At 66.2% G+C, this 14,553-nt stretch carries 12 protein-coding genes and 1 pseudogene; 4 read left to right on the forward strand and 9 right to left on the reverse strand.

Features of this window, described 5'->3' with window-relative positions; translation table 11 throughout:
* Positions 1-225: 225 nt before the first annotated feature.
* The 6 genes from LJ737_RS12625 to LJ737_RS12650 all read right to left on the reverse strand — a co-directional run bounded on the left by LJ737_RS12625 (position 226) and on the right by LJ737_RS12650 (position 6,706).
* Complete coding sequence (locus tag LJ737_RS12625; protein ID WP_227766194.1) at positions 226-1,812, reverse strand: glycerol-3-phosphate dehydrogenase/oxidase; 1,587 nt, start codon at positions 1,810-1,812, stop codon at positions 226-228.
* A 71-nt stretch (positions 1,813-1,883) separates the two neighbouring features.
* Positions 1,884-2,675: a hypothetical protein gene (locus tag LJ737_RS12630; protein ID WP_227766195.1), complete on the reverse strand. Its 792-nt coding sequence runs from the start codon at positions 2,673-2,675 to the stop codon at positions 1,884-1,886.
* Positions 2,672-3,613: a hypothetical protein gene (locus LJ737_RS12635; protein WP_227766197.1), complete on the reverse strand. Its 942-nt coding sequence runs from the start codon at positions 3,611-3,613 to the stop codon at positions 2,672-2,674. Before LJ737_RS12635 ends, LJ737_RS12630 begins: the two co-directional genes overlap by 4 nt.
* A complete protein-coding gene (locus LJ737_RS12640) occupies positions 3,610-4,431 on the reverse strand; it encodes a hypothetical protein (protein ID WP_227766199.1) in 822 nt (273 codons plus the stop codon). Before LJ737_RS12640 ends, LJ737_RS12635 begins: the two co-directional genes overlap by 4 nt.
* Entirely contained in the window at positions 4,428-4,976 is a 549-nt protein-coding gene (locus LJ737_RS12645; protein WP_227766202.1) for an RNA polymerase sigma factor, read from the reverse strand. The genes LJ737_RS12640 and LJ737_RS12645 overlap by 4 nt, the downstream gene beginning before the upstream one ends.
* Before the next feature lie 323 nt (positions 4,977-5,299).
* The gene (locus tag LJ737_RS12650; protein WP_227766204.1) at positions 5,300-6,706 is read right to left on the reverse strand and encodes a mercuric reductase; all 1,407 of its coding nucleotides are present in this window, start codon (positions 6,704-6,706) and stop codon (positions 5,300-5,302) included.
* Positions 6,707-6,817: 111 nt separating this feature from the next.
* Here LJ737_RS12650 and LJ737_RS12655 point away from each other — a divergent pair, with 111 nt between their 5' ends.
* Positions 6,818-7,552, forward strand: coding sequence for a hypothetical protein (locus LJ737_RS12655; protein WP_227766206.1), 735 nt, complete (start codon positions 6,818-6,820; stop codon positions 7,550-7,552).
* 92 nt (positions 7,553-7,644) lie between these two features.
* Here LJ737_RS12655 and LJ737_RS12660 read toward each other — a convergent pair whose 3' ends face one another.
* Positions 7,645-9,378 carry an SBBP repeat-containing protein gene (locus LJ737_RS12660; RefSeq protein ID WP_227766208.1) on the reverse strand — a complete coding sequence of 578 codons (1,734 nt, stop codon included), beginning with the start codon at positions 9,376-9,378 and terminating at the stop codon, positions 7,645-7,647.
* Positions 9,379-9,560: 182 nt separating this feature from the next.
* Positions 9,561-10,454 (reverse strand): succinate--CoA ligase subunit alpha, encoded by an 894-nt coding sequence (gene sucD, locus LJ737_RS12665; RefSeq protein ID WP_227766210.1) that lies wholly within the window; start codon positions 10,452-10,454, stop codon positions 9,561-9,563.
* A 311-nt stretch (positions 10,455-10,765) separates the two neighbouring features.
* Between sucD and LJ737_RS12670 the strand changes: the two are divergent.
* Positions 10,766-11,743 (forward strand): annotated as a pseudogene (locus LJ737_RS12670) (PLP-dependent cysteine synthase family protein); the annotation flags it as partial.
* Positions 11,744-11,816: 73 nt separating this feature from the next.
* Positions 11,817-12,233 (forward strand): response regulator, encoded by a 417-nt coding sequence (locus LJ737_RS12675; protein ID WP_227766212.1) that lies wholly within the window; start codon positions 11,817-11,819, stop codon positions 12,231-12,233.
* A 286-nt stretch (positions 12,234-12,519) separates the two neighbouring features.
* Here the strand turns inward: LJ737_RS12675 and ade are convergent, their stop codons facing one another.
* Positions 12,520-14,184 (reverse strand): adenine deaminase, encoded by a 1,665-nt coding sequence (gene ade, locus LJ737_RS12680; protein ID WP_227766214.1) that lies wholly within the window; start codon positions 14,182-14,184, stop codon positions 12,520-12,522.
* A gap of 89 nt (positions 14,185-14,273) precedes the next feature.
* Between ade and LJ737_RS12685 the strand changes: the two genes are divergently transcribed.
* The gene (locus LJ737_RS12685) at positions 14,274-14,435 is read left to right on the forward strand and encodes a hypothetical protein (RefSeq protein WP_227766216.1); all 162 of its coding nucleotides are present in this window, start codon (positions 14,274-14,276) and stop codon (positions 14,433-14,435) included.
* The last annotated feature ends 118 nt before the right edge of the window (positions 14,436-14,553 follow it).

The raw sequence follows: 14,553 nt of genomic DNA on the forward strand, positions 1-14,553 counted from the left end.
AGGGGAGAAGCCAGAAAAAGAACGTTATCCGGAGCAGAGCGAAGAATCTTCCGCAAACCCAGCCCCGGCGCTGATACCAGCAAGCAGACGTTGCAGCCAAAAACGAAAAAGCGTAGCCTCAACGCCAGGCGTTAGTGGCGGCGCTTTTTAGTTGGTGTGGGGTGTGAGGAGGGTTCTTCGCTGCGCGTACGCCAAATGAGGATGACAGACGATTTCAGATGGGCCTTACAGCTGGTACTGCCGCGCCAGCGCGGTAAACGCGGCTACCTGCGCGCGTTGCCAGGCTTCGTCGCGTCCCAGCTCGGCGGCCAGCAGCGCGGCCACCACCGGCGCGGCGCGCACGGCCGCGGCCGCGTCGAGAAAGAGCAGGCGTACCCGGCGAGCCAGCACATCCTCCACCGTGCGGGCCAGCTCGTAGCGCGCCGCCCACACCACCTCGGCCCGGCTGAATTCGGCCTCCGGCACCAGCGGCTGGCTCAGCTCCGGATGCTCCTGCACGAGTTGCTGCAGGGCCGGCAGGTCGCTGCCGTACACGTGCAGGTGGCTGCCGAAGTCGGTGGTGGGCTGGGCGCCGTGAATGGGCATCTGGGCCGTCTGGCTGGGGCCGGCGGCTAGCCGCCCGAGCTGCACGGCGCGGTCCACCACGTCCTGGCCCATGCGGCGGTAGGTGGTCCACTTGCCCCCGGTGATGGTGATGAGGCCCGCGGGGGAGACGCTGATTTTGTGGCTGCGCGAAATTTCCTTGGTTTGGTTCGCGCCCTTGGTGGGGGCAGCCAGGGGGCGCAGGCCGGCAAACACGCTGCGCACGTCGGCGCGCCGGGGCGGCCGGACCAGGTAGCGGCCGGCCGTGCGCAGGATAAACTCAATTTCGGCCTCCAAGGCCTGCGGCTCCGCGCTGACGGCGTCCAGGGGCGTGTCGGTGGTGCCGAGCACCACGCGCCCGTGCCAGGGCACGGCAAAGAGGACGCGGCCGTCGTCGGTGCGCGGAATCATCAGCGCGTCGCCGCCCGGCAAAAAGGCCTGGTCGACCACCAGGTGCACGCCCTGGCTGGGCCGCAGCAGCGGGCGGGCGGCGGGCTCGTCCAGCCGCCGCAGCTCGTCGACGAAGATGCCGGTGGCGTTGACCACGGCCCGCGCCCGCAGCTCGTAGCGGCGGCCGGTTTCTTGGTCGGTGGCCTGCACCCCGCTGATGCGGCCCTGCGCGTCCTTCAGCAGCCCGTCCACCGCGGCGTGGTTGAGCACCGTGCCGCCGTGCTCGATGGCCGTTTGGGCCAGGTTCACGGCCAGGCGGGCGTCGTCGAACTGCCCGTCGTGATAGAGCACGCCGCCGCGCAGGCCGGTGGGGCGCAGGTTGCCGAGGCGGCGCAGCGTTTCGGCCGCGTCCAGCAGCACCGAAGCGCCCAAGCTCAGGCGGCCGGCCAGCAGGTCGTAGAGCTTCAGACCCAGGGTGTAAAACGGGCCGGTCCACCACGCGTAGCTCGGAATAACAAAGCGTTGGTTGCTGACCAGGTGCGGGGCGTTGCGTAGCAGCAGGCCCCGCTCGCGCAGGGCCTCGCGCACCAGCGCCACGTCGCCCTGGGCCAGGTAGCGCACCCCGCCGTGCACCAGCTTGGTGCTGCGGCTGCTGGTGCCCTTGGCAAAATCGTCGCGCTCCAGCAACAGGGTGCGCAGCCCGCGGCTCAGGGCGTCGAGGGCCGCGCCCAGGCCGGTAGCGCCCCCGCCGATGACGATTAAGTCCCAGTCGGGCTGGGCGGTAAGCTGCTGCAACAGGGTTTCGCGGCGAAACGCGGAGGGCGGAGGAGGAGCGGGCATGGCAACGGGGCGGTGGACGGCGCAGGCGTGCCATCGGGGCTACAACGGCAAAACCTCATCCGCGGCTGCCCTCAGCGGCCCAGCGCCAGCCCGATGCGCAAATTCAGGCGCAGACGAAACGCCAGCTGCTCGAGGCTGGCCGGCGGGTCGGGGGTGAGCAGGAAGGGAATGCCGAGGTTGAAATCGACGAAGCCGTAGGGGCCAAGGCGGCGCTGCAGGCCGTACTGCAGCATGGCCGTGGCCCGCGCCACCTGCCCCGACTCGTAGTAGTTGTAGAACGGCGAGAGGTTGGAGAAACGCCCGAAGCCCGCGCCCACGCCCAGCCCGATGTAGTTGGCGGAGAAGTTGCTGGCGCTTTTGCCCTTGCGGATGCGCTGGTTGAGGTTGTAGTAGTAGCGGCCGGCCACCTGCACGCGGCCGGTCAGCACGGTGCGCATTTTCCGGGCCAGCGAGTCGCGGTAGTAGCGAAACACGTCCGGGCTGACTTCGCCCAGCACCGACCACTCCGTGCCGATTTTTCGCTCGTAGGCCAGGTGCACGCCGTAGCGCACCCGGAAATACGAGCCCTCGTTGTCAAAGCCGAAGCCGAAGTTGTTCAGCCCCAGCTTCCACAGCTGCCGCTCCTCCACCTGCAGGCGGGTGAGGCGGGTGTAGGCGTTTTGCGGCGCGCCCACGGGCGGGCCCAGGGGGGCGGGCATGGTTTCTTCGTCGTAGCTGATGCGCGAGGAGTCGGCGGCGGGCTTGGTTTGGGCCTGTGCGGCCGCGCTACCCAGCAGCAAGAGCAGCAACAACAAGGCGCCCCGCGCGCGCACGGCGGGGCGGCGGGAAGGCAGTAGGGCGCGGAAAAGCGGGAGCGAGGTCATCGTTTGATGAGGAGCGGGGTGGCTTGCAGGGTAACCGGGGCCAGGGACGTCACGGCCCGAATCAGCGGCAGCCGGTGGCCGGAGTTGGTGCGCAAGGTCTGTTGGTTGCCGGTTTTGCGCACCTGCCCGCTCAGCGCGGGCGGCACCGTCAGAGTGCTGCGGCTGGTGCTCAGCACGTAGTCGAACTGGTCGGGGTGGGCCACGGTCAGCTTCACTTCGGTCTGTTCGGCGTCGATAGTGGCCGAGCGCAGCTCCGCGGTGGGCTCCAGCGTCACGCTACCGAAGCGGTTGCGGATGGCATAGCTGCCGCCCGCGGCCTGCAGGGTCACGGCCGAGCGGTCGGCGTTGCAGCTCAGGGCCAAGTTGGTGTTCGTGCCGTTGATGTCGGCCAGGCGCACGGTGGCCAGCAGGCTGCCGCGCAAATCTTGCAGCGTCACCTGCCCGAAATCCTGCTCCAGCTGCTGCCGGCCCGCCAGGCCCGTGAGCGTGGTGTGGCCGTAGGCATTCACGATTTCGATGGCGTTGTCGGCGGGCATGAGCACGGTGTACTCGGCGCGCAGGTCGCTCTGCACGGCCGGGGCGCCGGGCGTCACGGCAAAGTAATTGACCAGCTCGATGAGCGTGCCCGTTTTCTCGATCTGGTAGCGGGCCACCGGCAGGTCGCGCTCGGCCACTTCGCGCTCGGGGTGGCGGGCCACCAAGCGCAGCACCACGCGCAGGCTGGGCTTGTCCCAGGCCTGCACCCGCAGGGTGGCTTTTTCGGCCCGGATGCGCACCAGGGTGCTCACCGGGCAGGCCAGCGTCTGCTCCACGGTGCGGGCCACCACCTGCACTTTCACCTGGGCGCGGGCGCTGCCGAGCAGGCCCACCAGCAAGCACAGCGTCAGCAGCCAGGCCCCGAGCCCGGCGCCGCGCGCTGCCCGAATGAGGCTCCTCATGAGATAAGCAGCTGAATCAGCTCGCGGGTAACGGTGGCCTTTTGCGTGGTCACGCGGGCCTGGTCTTGCTCCAGCTTGGGCGAGGGGCCGAAGCGCTTGGCCGCCTGCTGCAGGCGCTGCTCCTCGGCTTCCAGCTCGGCCAGCTGGGTGCGCAGCTCCTGAAACTCGCTGGTCTGGCATACGGTGGGCAGAGAAGTGCAGTGCGCGTCGATGAAGGCCACGCCCTGGGCCTGCAGCGGGTCGAAGGCCGTGCCGGCGAAGGCGGCGGTAGCGGCTTGGTCGGCCGGCAGTACTTCCTCGCCGTAGCTGATGGTTTCGGTCGCGGCGCTGGCCGCCGGGGCCGCCGTGCTGGTGCGCACCGCCACCGCGGGCGTCGTCGTGGGTAGCGGGCGCTGCCACCACACCACGGCCAGCACCAACACCGCGGCCGCGGCCGATGCGGCCCAGTGCCAGGGCTGCGTGAGCCAGCGGTGCGTAACGCCGGGCGGCGGCAGCAGCGGGGCCGGCGTGGGCAGCTGCTCGGCCGCCGGGGCGGCGTGCAGGGGCACGATGTCGGCGTCCGCGGCCGGGTGCAGGCTGAGCGGCGCCGGCGCGGCGGCTTCGTGGTCGAGGCGGCCCACGATGACGGCCCACAGGTCGTCGTCGGGCTCGTGGGCGGGCAGTTCGGGCAAGGCGCGGCGCACGGCCGCGTCAGTATCGATGAGCGAGCTGATGCGGCCCCACAGGGCATCGTCGGGCTCGTGGCGGGGCAGGTCGTGCAGAGCCCGCCGCAGGTTGTCCCGGCCGGGTTCGGCGGGCAGTTCGGGGAAGTGGCTCATGCGTACAAATGGTGGAGTTTTACTTGCAGCATCTTCTTGGCGTGGAAGAGCTGCGACTTGCTAGTGCCCTCCGAAATGCCGAGCATTTCGGCGACTTCGCGGTGCATGTAGCCCTCGACTTCGATCAGGCAGAACACCGCCCGGTAGCCGGCCGGTAGCTCGCCGATGGCTTTTTCGAGGGCTTCGCCCGTAAGGTTGTCGTGCCAAGCCACCAAGGGCTCGGGGTGCCGCTCCTGGTCGTAGACCTCCATGCGCTGCTCGCGGCGCAGCACCTTCAGCGCGCTGCGCACCACGATGGTCTTGATCCAGCTGCCCAAAGACGATTCGCCCCGGAAGCTCTCAATCTGCCGAAACACGTCGACAAAGGCTTCCTGCAGCGCGTCCTGGGCCAGGTCCCGGTCGCGCAGGATGCGCAGGGCCGAGGAAAACATGGCCGATTTGTAACGCTGGTACAGGCGGTACTGCGAGGCGCGGTCCTGCGCCCGGCAGCCAGCCAGCAGCAGTTGTTCTTCGGAGGGGGCGTCGGAGGCGGGCAAGGGAATCACGGCGGACGGGCTTTGATGGAAAGTGAGGTCCGCCACCGCAAAGGTTGGTTGCCCGGCAAAAAAATGATATCACATCATCGGGGGACACGGCTTGGCGCAGAACTGGCAACCTAAGCAGTCGGCCAAAGAACGGTCATCTTGAGCCAAAGGCGAAGGACCTTTCTCGCGCCCTGCACGAACTGATAAGCGCAGCCACCAATGCCCTAAGGGTGGTGGCTGCGCTCATGGATTATCAGAACGTCAGCACTTCGTTGGCAGCGGCGGCGAAGTGTGCGAAGAAGGGCCTTCGCGCTGTTGCTCAGGATGACGAGCTTATTTTGCAGCTATTGCTTCGGCGCCCGCAGTTTGGCAAACACGTTGTTGAGCGCCTCGGCCCAGGTGGGGTGGGCCAGCACCATGTTCTGCAGCTGCTGGTACTTCAGCCGCCCGGCCATGGCAATCTGCAGCATCGACATGATTTCGCCGCCCTGCTCGCTGAGCACGGCCGCGCCCAGCAACCGGTCGTCCTCGCCCACCAGCACTTTCAGAAACCCCGCGGTGGCGTTGGTTTCGCGGGCCCGCCCGATGTGCAGCACCGGCAGCTTGCCCACGCGGTAGGCCACGCCCCGGGCCGCGGCTTCCTTTTCCGACAGCCCCACGCGCCCGAGCTGGGGCTCCGTGAACACCACGTAGGGCACGGGCCGCCCAGTCGTGGTGCGCTGCCGGCCGTGCAGCAGTTGGTCGCGCACGATGCGGTAGTCGTCGTAGCTGATGTGGGTGAACTGCGGCCCACCCTTCACGTCGCCGAGCGCGTACACGCCGCGCACGCCGGTGCGCAGCTGCGCGTCAGCCCGGATATAGCCTTTTTCGTCGGTTTCGATGCCGGCCAGATCGAGCCCGAGCGAGGCGGTGTTGGGCTGCCGGCCCACGGCCACCAGCAGGTGCGAGCCGCGCAGGCGCCGCTCCCCGCCGCGGGCGTCCACGGTGAGCGTGAGGACGCCGTCGGCCCCGCGCGACACCCGCCGGGCCCGCGCGCCAAGCACGAATTCGATGCCTTCGGCCTCCAGCAGCCGCTGCAATTCCAGCTGCACGTCCTCGTCCTCGCGGCTCAGCAGGTGCGGTTGGGCGTCGACGATGGTGACGCGGCTGCCGAAGCGGCGGTACATCTGCCCGAACTCCACGCCGATGTAGCTGGCGCCGAGGATGAGCAGGTGCTCGGGCAGCTCCGGCAAATCCAGCAGGCCTTCGTTGGTCAGCGCGCCCACGTCGTGAATGCCCTCGAGCTCTGGCCAAGCCGCGACGGTGCCAACGTTGATGAAGATGAGCGGGGCCGTCAGCCGCCGGGCCTCGATTTCGTGGGTGGGCGTGAACATGAGGGTGCGCGGCCCCACAAACGCGGCGTGTCCGTGCAGCACCGTGATGCCGGCGTGTTCCTGCGTGAGGTTTTTGCGAATACCTTCGCGGTGCAACGCCAGCAGCTCGTTTTTCCGGCCGATGACGGCGGGCATGTCGACTTCGGGCGCGGCCACGCGCAGGCCCAGCTCGCCGGCCGTGCGGATGGCGTGGGCGCGGTGCGCGGCCGTCAGCAGCGTCTTGGTGGGCGAGCAGCCGTAGTTGATGCACGAGCCCCCGAGGTGGCGGCTTTCGACGAGGGCCACGCGGCGGCCGGCGTCGGCCAGGGCATACGCCAGCGGGTTGCCGGCCTGGCCCGAGCCGATGATGATAGCGTCGAAACGCTGGGATTCAGTCATATTGGGGTGTGGTTGGGCCGGCGGTGCCCACATGGGCACTTGCAGCCCCGGCCCTTCATACAACGAAACGCCGCTTGGGGCGTTGCTTACCCGTCTCATTCGCAGATTTACATGGCCCTCCGACGCTTGATGCCCCTGGGCGCGCTGCCGCTGCTGAGCAGTTGCGCGTCCGTTTACTTCCCGCCGCCCGCCGCCGCGCCCATGCTCACCCAGAAGGGCGAGTTCAGCGGGGGGCTGCACACCAACTGGAAAGCCAACGTCTCGGCCCAGGGCGCCTACGCCGTGGGCGAGCATATCGGGCTGATCGGCACGGCTTCGTTTCTGCACAACAACGGCAAACGCAAGCTCTACGAGCAGGACTTCGGCGAGCTAGGCGTGGGCTACCACACCCGCTTCGGCGACGCGCAAAGCCGCATTTTGGAAGTGTACGCCGGTGCGGGCTTCGGCCACGGCAAGCGCGTGGAGCGCAACCGCAGCGCCGACGTGACGCAAACCGTGGAGGCGCGCATGGAGAAGTACTTCGCGCAGGTGAACTACACCAAGAAGAAGCGCGAGGAATTCGACTTCCTGGGCCGCACCTGGCAGTTTCGCTACGGCGCGGCCCTGCGCCTGAGCTACGTCAACACGCCCGAGCTGATTCTGAACGGGCAGCGCATTCCCGGCGAGGACAATATCTTTTTCGAGCCCGTCAGCTACACCCGTATTGGCCTCATCGGTCCGCTGAAGTTTCAGGCCATGAGCGGCTGGAACTTCGGCCTGAAAAACCGTAAGTACCTCACCGCCGGCAATTCCGTGTTCAGCATGGGCCTGATCATCAACGTGGGCGGCGACGGAAAAGGGGAGTAGGGCCCGGGCTTCCGTAGTCGAGTGCCCTCCGAAAAGCAACGGCCTTCGCAATACTGCGGAGGCCGTTGCTTTTCGGAGGGCAGCGGATTTGATCAGCGAACCAAGAAGTGCCGGCTTGGAAGAGGCAACGTTGCTTGGCCTTGCGCGTCGAGGGCGTAGGGCTGCACCAGGTAAAGGCCGCTCGCCAAGCCCTGGGTGGGCAGCTCCCCGGCCGACTGCCCCTGCTGGGCGCGCAGCCCGACAGAGCGAATAAAGCGCCCCGCCGCATCAAACAAGCGTACCTCGATCCGCTGCACGTGCGGCGGCAGGCCCGTAACGGCCAGTTGCGTGGGCGCGCCGGCCGCCGCCGGGCTGGGGAAAAGCACGGTTTGTACCGCCCGTAGCGGCTCCCCGTGGCGGTTGGCCAAGGGACTTGTCGTAATCCGGGCCACAAAGCCCATGTTACGCCCTCTGCGCGAGTTGACCAGCTTGATGGAGGAAAAGCTGGCCGTGTCGCCGAGGAAATAGCCCGTCACATAAGTATTGCCCGCCGCATCGACGCTGAGGTTGCCCACGTTATCGGCACTACTGCTGCCGGCGCTGCAGCTCCACTGCCAATTGCCGGCGGCGTCCAGCTTCGATACGAACAAGTCGCCCCCGCCTTTTTGCGTCAGGGCGGTGGGGCCAAACGTGCCGGGCCCGCTGAAGTACCCGGCCACGTACACGTTGTTGTTGGTGTCGAGCGTCAGGGCGCTGCCCGCGTCCGAGTTGATGCTGCCCCCGCTGCGGGCCCAGAGCCAGTTGCCGGCCGCGTCGAGCTTGGCCACAAACGCGTCGATGTACCCGATCGAAGGCGGCGTGAGGGAGCCAAACGCGGCGGCTGGGCTCACATACCCCGTTACGTATACATTGTTGCTGTGGTCAGTGGCAATGCTAAAGCCGCCGTCGTCGTCGGGGCTACCTGCGCTTCTGACCCACTGCCAGTTGCCGGTCGCGTCGAGCTTGGCTACGAAGATGTCGGACCCGCCGGCGCTGCTCAGGCTAAGCGCGCCGAAGCTTGCGGTGGCCTGAAAGGTGCCGGCCACGTAGACGTTGCTGTTCCCGTCGATGGCAATGCCGCCCGAAAAGTCATTCACTGATAGGGAACCCGCGCTGCGGGCCCAGAGCCAGTTGCCGGCCGCGTCGATTTTGGCCACGTAGACGTCCGCCGTGGAGCGGGTGTTGGCCAGTGTGATGCCGCCAAAGCTGGCGGAAGTGTAGAAGCTTCCACTCAGGTACGCGTTGCCCGCGCCGTCCAGGGCCAGGCGGCCACCAGCCGTGCTGCCGTCGACAAACTCGATGTTGCGCGCCCACAGCCAGTTGCCGTTGGTATCCAGCTTGGCCACGTAGCCCCCATCGAAGCCGTTATTACTGATGGTGATGGTGCCAAACGTAATGGAAGAGCTTAGGTAAATGCCCGTGCAGTAAATGTTGCCGCTGGCATCCACCGCTATGCCGCTGCCCAGGCCACCAGCCGAAGCCGTGTTGACCCACAGCGCGTTGCCGCGGCTGTCGAGCTTGGCCACGTACACGCTGCCGCCGGGGCTGCTGACTGTAAAAGAACCGAAAGTGACCGTTCCGATAAAGTTGCCGGTGATGTAGAGGTTACCCTGCGCATCGGCGGCCGACGCGTACACCACGCTGTTTTGGCTGCCGGTGGCGGCGCTGTGGACGCCCTGCCGGACGGCCAAGTCGAAAACGGGTGTTTGGGCTTGGGCTGGGGGAAGTTGGCCCAGGACCGCCGCAAAAAACAGCGGTAGCCAGGTAGTGGACAGCAAAAATTTGAACAGGCGTAACAATGGGTTCATCTAACAAGCGAAAAGGGAAAACGAAGACGCAATACCGCGCGGCACCAGCGAGGCGCTGATAAGAGCCAAAATGTGGGTTCTAAGCTACGCCGGCGCCGGTAGGCGCACAACCCATTCGACCACAAAAAAGCCCCGGCCTGCAACAGGTCGGGGCTTTTCGCCGCTAAGGGAGCGGGTCTGGCTTAGGCGCCTACTTTCTCGCCGTTGAGCACGCGCAGCATGGTGTCGCCGATTTCGGCCGGCGAATCCACCACGTGGATGCCGCACTCGCGCATGATGGCCATTTTAGCGGCGGCCGTGTCGTCGGCGCCGCCGACGATGGCACCGGCGTGACCCATGCGGCGGCCGGGAGGGGCCGTCTGGCCGGCGATGAAGCCGACTACGGGTTTCTTGTTGCCGGTTGCTTTGATCCAGCGGGCGGCTTCGGCTTCCATGCCGCCGCCGATTTCGCCGATCATCACGATGCCCTCGGTTTCGGGGTCGTTCATGAGCAGTTCCACGGCTTCCTTGGTGGTGGTGCCGATGATGGGGTCACCGCCGATGCCGATGGCCGTGGTCTGGCCCAGGCCGGCCTTGGTCAGCTGGTCCACCGCCTCATAGGTCAGCGTGCCCGACTTCGACACGATGCCGATTTTGCCCTTGGAGAAGATAAAGCCGGGCATGATGCCCACTTTGCACTCGCCGGCCGTCATCACGCCGGGGCAGTTCGGGCCGATCATGCGCAGGCCGTCGCGGCCTTTCAGGTATTCCTTCACCGCAATCATGTCCTTGGTCGGAATGCCTTCGGTGATGGTCACGATAACCTTGATGCCGGCGTCGGCGGCCTCCATGATGGCGTCGGCGGCAAAAGCCGGGGGCACGAAGATGATGCTGGTGTCGGCGCCGGCTTCGCGTACGGCGTCGGCTACGGTGTTGAATACGGGCCGGCCCAGGTGGGTCTGGCCGCCTTTGCCGGGCGTCACGCCGCCAACGACGTTGGTGCCGTAGTCAATCATCTGCTGGGCGTGAAACGAGCCTTCGGAGCCCGTGAAGCCCTGCACAATCACTTTCGAGTCCTTATTGACCAGTACGCTCATGTGGGAAGTGAGTGAAGATATTTCAGGTGGTACGGCCCGCCTACGGCGAGCCGGCGGCAAAGGTAGGCTTTTCGGCGGGCGGGGAAATGGGGCAGGGGTGAAATTGTGAATTCGGGGAGGAGCGCCGGCACCCGACGGGGCCATGGCCACCCCATCAGCAGGCACTGAGCCGCCGAGTCGGCAGCGAATGGAAGCCCGAGCGGTGGCCGGCCGGGCGTGCGCCGCCCCGAACCGCCGCCGAACGACCGCGCGGTTTGGGCCGTTGCCGAACGAGCGTTTTCCTACCTTTGTGGTTTCCCAATCTCCCTCCCATGTACCTCAACAACATCGTCGAAGCCATCGGCAACACGCCGCTGGTGAAGCTCAATAACGTCACGAAAGGCATTCCCGGCACCATCCTGGCCAAGGTCGAATACTTCAACCCCGGCAACTCGGTGAAGGACCGCATGGCCATCCGCATGATCGAGGACGCGGAAAAGGCCGGCATCATCAAGCCCGGCGGCACCATCATCGAGGGCACCAGCGGCAACACCGGCATGGGCCTCGCGCTGGCCGCCATTGCCAAGGGCTACAAGTGCATCTTCACGATGTCGGACAAGCAGAGCAAGGAAAAGCAGGACATTCTGCGCGCCGTCGGCGCCGAGGTTATCGTGTGCCCCACCAACGTGGCCCCCGACGACCCCCGCTCGTACTACTCGGTGGCCCGCAAGCTGAACCAGGAAATTCCGAACTCCCTCTACCCAAACCAGTACGACAACCTCTCCAACACCGCCGCCCACTACGAGGGCACCGGCCCCGAGCTGTGGCAGCAGACGGACGGCCGCATCACGCACTTCGCGGCGGGCGTGGGCACGGGTGGCACCATCTGCGGCACCAGCAAGTACCTGAAGGAGCAGAACCCGAACCTGTTCACCCTGGGCCTGGACACCTACGGCTCGGTCTTTAAGAAATATAAGGAAACCGGTATTTTCGACGAAAACGAAATCTACCCCTACAAGACCGAGGGCATCGGCGAGGACATCCTGCCGAAGAACGTGGACTTCGACCTCATCGACCTGTTCCTGAAAGTGGGCGACAAGGAAGCGGCCCTGATGACGCGCCGTTTGGCCAAGGAAGAAGGCCTGTTTGTGGGCTGGTCGTGCGGCTCGGCCGTTCACGGCGCCCTGGAGTACGCCAAGCAGCACCTCAAAGAAGACGACACGATGGTCATCCTGCTGCCCGACCACGGCACGCGCTACCTCGGCAAAGTCTACAACGACGAGTGGATGCGCGAGCAAGGCTGGTTGGATTAATTTCAGTAACTTAGTAGTCCCGACTGCAAGGCGTGGCCGGAAGACCTATTCACTTACCCAGGCCAACTTCATGTCTCGCAAGCTGAACCAAGTCGTCCTGATTGACGATAACGAAACCACGAGTTTCCTGAACAACCGGCTGTTGCAGCGGCTGGACCTGGCGGAGCACATCCTCTCGTTCACTAACGCCGAGCAGGCCTTCTACCAGCTCTGGAGCCCGCAGGCCATTGCCGCGGCGCAGGTGCCCGAGCTGGTGTTCGTCGACCTGAAAATGCCCGGCATGGACGGCTTCGAGTTCCTGAACCAATACAGCCGACTGGCCCCCGAAGTGCGCGAAAAGACCGTCATGGCCGTGCTCACTACTTCCATGCACTCGGCCGACACCTCGCGCGTGGCCCAGTACGAAGGCGTGGAATACCTGGCCAAGCCGCTCACGGAAGAAAAAATGCAGAAGCTGCTGGACAAGCGCTTCTCGCTGGCCAATTAAGGATCGGCAACTACTAACAAGAAGGGCCGCCCGGTTTGCCGGGCGGCCCTTTTTTATTGCCTGCAAAACAGGCCCGTCATGCCGAGCGAAGTCGAGGCATCTCGCGGGCTAAAAATGCCTGCGCATGATTGAGCAAGCATTTTTAGCCCGCAGAGAGCACAGCACAAACGCAGAAGGCGCTGAGCTGTTTTGGCGCCGCTGATTATTACCCGATGCCCGCACGCGAGATGCCTCGACCAGCTCGACATGACGCCCAGGAGTTTGCCTTGTGCCTGGCCACTCAGCGCTACGCCAGCACCGACACAAACTCGAATTTTTCGCCGTCGAACAAGCCTTTGTCGCTGAGCTTGAGGGCCGGAATGACCAGCAGGGCCATAAACGAGAGGGTCATGAATGGGGCACCGAGCGGGCTGCCGAGCCGCTTGGCTAGCTGGTCGACGGCGGTGTAGGCTTCGGCCACGGCGTAACCTTCCCCGGCCGACATCAGGCCCGCCACCGGCAAAGGCAGCAGCAGCTCCTCGCCGTTGTCGCCCACGGCGGCCAGGCCGCCTTTGGCTTCGATGACGAGGTTGACGGCGCGGGCCAGGGCCTCGTCGGAGCAGCCCACGGCGGTGATGTTGTGCGAATCGTGGCCCACGCTGCTGGCCAAGGCGCCACGCTGCAGCCCAAAGCCGCGGATAAAGCCCACGGCGGGCGCCGCACCGGCTTCGTAGCGGTTCACCACGGTCAGCTTGAGCACGTCATTGGCCCCGTCGGGCACGAGCTGACCGTTTTGCACCGGCACCGAAGCCGGGTCGGCGGCGGTGATGAGCTGGCCGTCGTAGCAGCGGATGGCGCGCACCGTGGCCGCCGTGACCGTGGCGTCGGGGGCGGGCAGGGCAAAGTCCTGGGGCTGCACCCGGCGGGCGTGGAAGTTGTTGGGCGCTTGGTGCTCGGCCGTCGGGAGCAGGGTTTGCCCGTTTTCAGCCACTAGCTCGCCGCGCAGGTAGGTTTGCTGCACCCGGAAGTCCCGCAGGTTGTCGACCACAATAAAATCGGCCGCGTCGCCCTCGCGCAGCTGGCCCACGTCGAGCCGGTAGTGGGCCACCGGGTTGAGGCAAGCGGCTTGCAGCACCTTCCACACGTCGATGCCGCGCGCCACGGCCCGGCGCACCAGCGCGTCGATGTGGCCGAGCAGCAGCGAATCGGGGTGTTTGTCATCGGAGCAGAACATGATGTGGCCGGCGTGCTCGTGGAGCAAATCCACCAGCGCCTCGAAGTTGCGGGCCGCCGAGCCTTCCCGGATGAGAATGTGCATGCCGGCGGCCAGCTTGTCGAGGGCCTCGTCGGCGGTGAAGCACTCGTGGTCGGTGCTCAGGCCGGCGGCGGCGTAGCGGCGGGCGTCGTCGCCGCGCAGGCCGGGGGCGTGGCCGTCGGCGGGGCGGCCGTACTGCCGGGCCAGCGCGATTTTGCGCAGCACGTCCGCGTCGCCGTGGAGCACGCCGGGCCAGTTCATCATTTCGGCCAGGTAGCCGATTTCGGGCCGCTGAAACAGCTGCTCGATGTCGTCGGCGGTGATGGTGGCGCCGGCCGTTTCGAAGATGGTAGCCGGCACGCAGGAAGGCGCTCCGAAGCAGAAGTGAAACGGCGACTGGCGGGCGTTGTCGAGCATAAACTCCACGCCGGCCACGCCCAGCACGTTGCCAATTTCGTGCGGATCCGACACGGTGGCCACCGTGCCGTGCACCACCGCCAAGCGGGCAAACTCGGCCGGCACCAGCAGGGAGCTTTCCACGTGCACGTGGGCGTCGACGAAGCCCGGCAGGGCGTAGGGCAGGGCGTGGTCGGCTTCGGGGGCGGGTGCGTAGTCGATGCCAGCCACGCGGCCGGCGGCGACGCGGATGGTGGCCGGGCGCACCGAGCGGGCGGGAATGTCGACGACGTTGGCGCGCAGGGAAAATTCAGCGGACATAAAGCGGGAATGGGGAGCTAAAAGCAGGTACGGCCGCGTTAGAGCAGCCGGGCAAAGAAGGTTATCTTTGGCCTAAATTCCAGTTATCGGTGAAAAAGACGCTGACCCTGCTGCTCACGGTGCTCACGCTGGCCGCCTCGGTGCCCGGCCTCACCAGCTGCGCCCGCCGCACCCCCCAGCAGAAAAAAACCGCTTCCTATAAGCGCAAAGCCCGCGGCGGCCACGTGCCCTGCCCCTGCGACAGTCACTAAGACGGCCTAACCCGCCCGCGGACTTAATCTGCTGAGCCGGCGCCGCGCTGGATTGTAAGCTGCCGGGCTTGTTGTAAATTGCCAGGAACCGTCGGGCGCAACCGGCCCGCCGGGCGTT

The sequence above is a fragment of the Hymenobacter sp. 15J16-1T3B genome (genome assembly GCF_020711235.1).
Taxonomy (GTDB): domain Bacteria; phylum Bacteroidota; class Bacteroidia; order Cytophagales; family Hymenobacteraceae; genus Solirubrum.

What these genes read in the sequence shown, in the direction of transcription:
- ade (WP_227766214.1), bottom strand. Translation starts at nt 14,184, where the DNA reads ATGTCCGCTGAATTTTCCCTGCGCGCCAACGTCGTCGACATTCCCGCC.
- LJ737_RS12655 (WP_227766206.1), top strand. Translation starts at nt 6,818, where the DNA reads ATGGCCCTCCGACGCTTGATGCCCCTGGGCGCGCTGCCGCTGCTGAGC.
- LJ737_RS12635 (WP_227766197.1), bottom strand. Translation starts at nt 3,613, where the DNA reads ATGAGGAGCCTCATTCGGGCAGCGCGCGGCGCCGGGCTCGGGGCCTGG.
- LJ737_RS12675 (WP_227766212.1), top strand. Translation starts at nt 11,817, where the DNA reads ATGTCTCGCAAGCTGAACCAAGTCGTCCTGATTGACGATAACGAAACC.
- LJ737_RS12650 (WP_227766204.1), bottom strand. Translation starts at nt 6,706, where the DNA reads ATGACTGAATCCCAGCGTTTCGACGCTATCATCATCGGCTCGGGCCAG.
- LJ737_RS12640 (WP_227766199.1), bottom strand. Translation starts at nt 4,431, where the DNA reads ATGAGCCACTTCCCCGAACTGCCCGCCGAACCCGGCCGGGACAACCTG.
- LJ737_RS12630 (WP_227766195.1), bottom strand. Translation starts at nt 2,675, where the DNA reads ATGACCTCGCTCCCGCTTTTCCGCGCCCTACTGCCTTCCCGCCGCCCC.
- LJ737_RS12625 (WP_227766194.1), bottom strand. Translation starts at nt 1,812, where the DNA reads ATGCCCGCTCCTCCTCCGCCCTCCGCGTTTCGCCGCGAAACCCTGTTG.
- LJ737_RS12660 (WP_227766208.1), bottom strand. Translation starts at nt 9,378, where the DNA reads ATGAACCCATTGTTACGCCTGTTCAAATTTTTGCTGTCCACTACCTGG.
- sucD (WP_227766210.1), bottom strand. Translation starts at nt 10,454, where the DNA reads ATGAGCGTACTGGTCAATAAGGACTCGAAAGTGATTGTGCAGGGCTTC.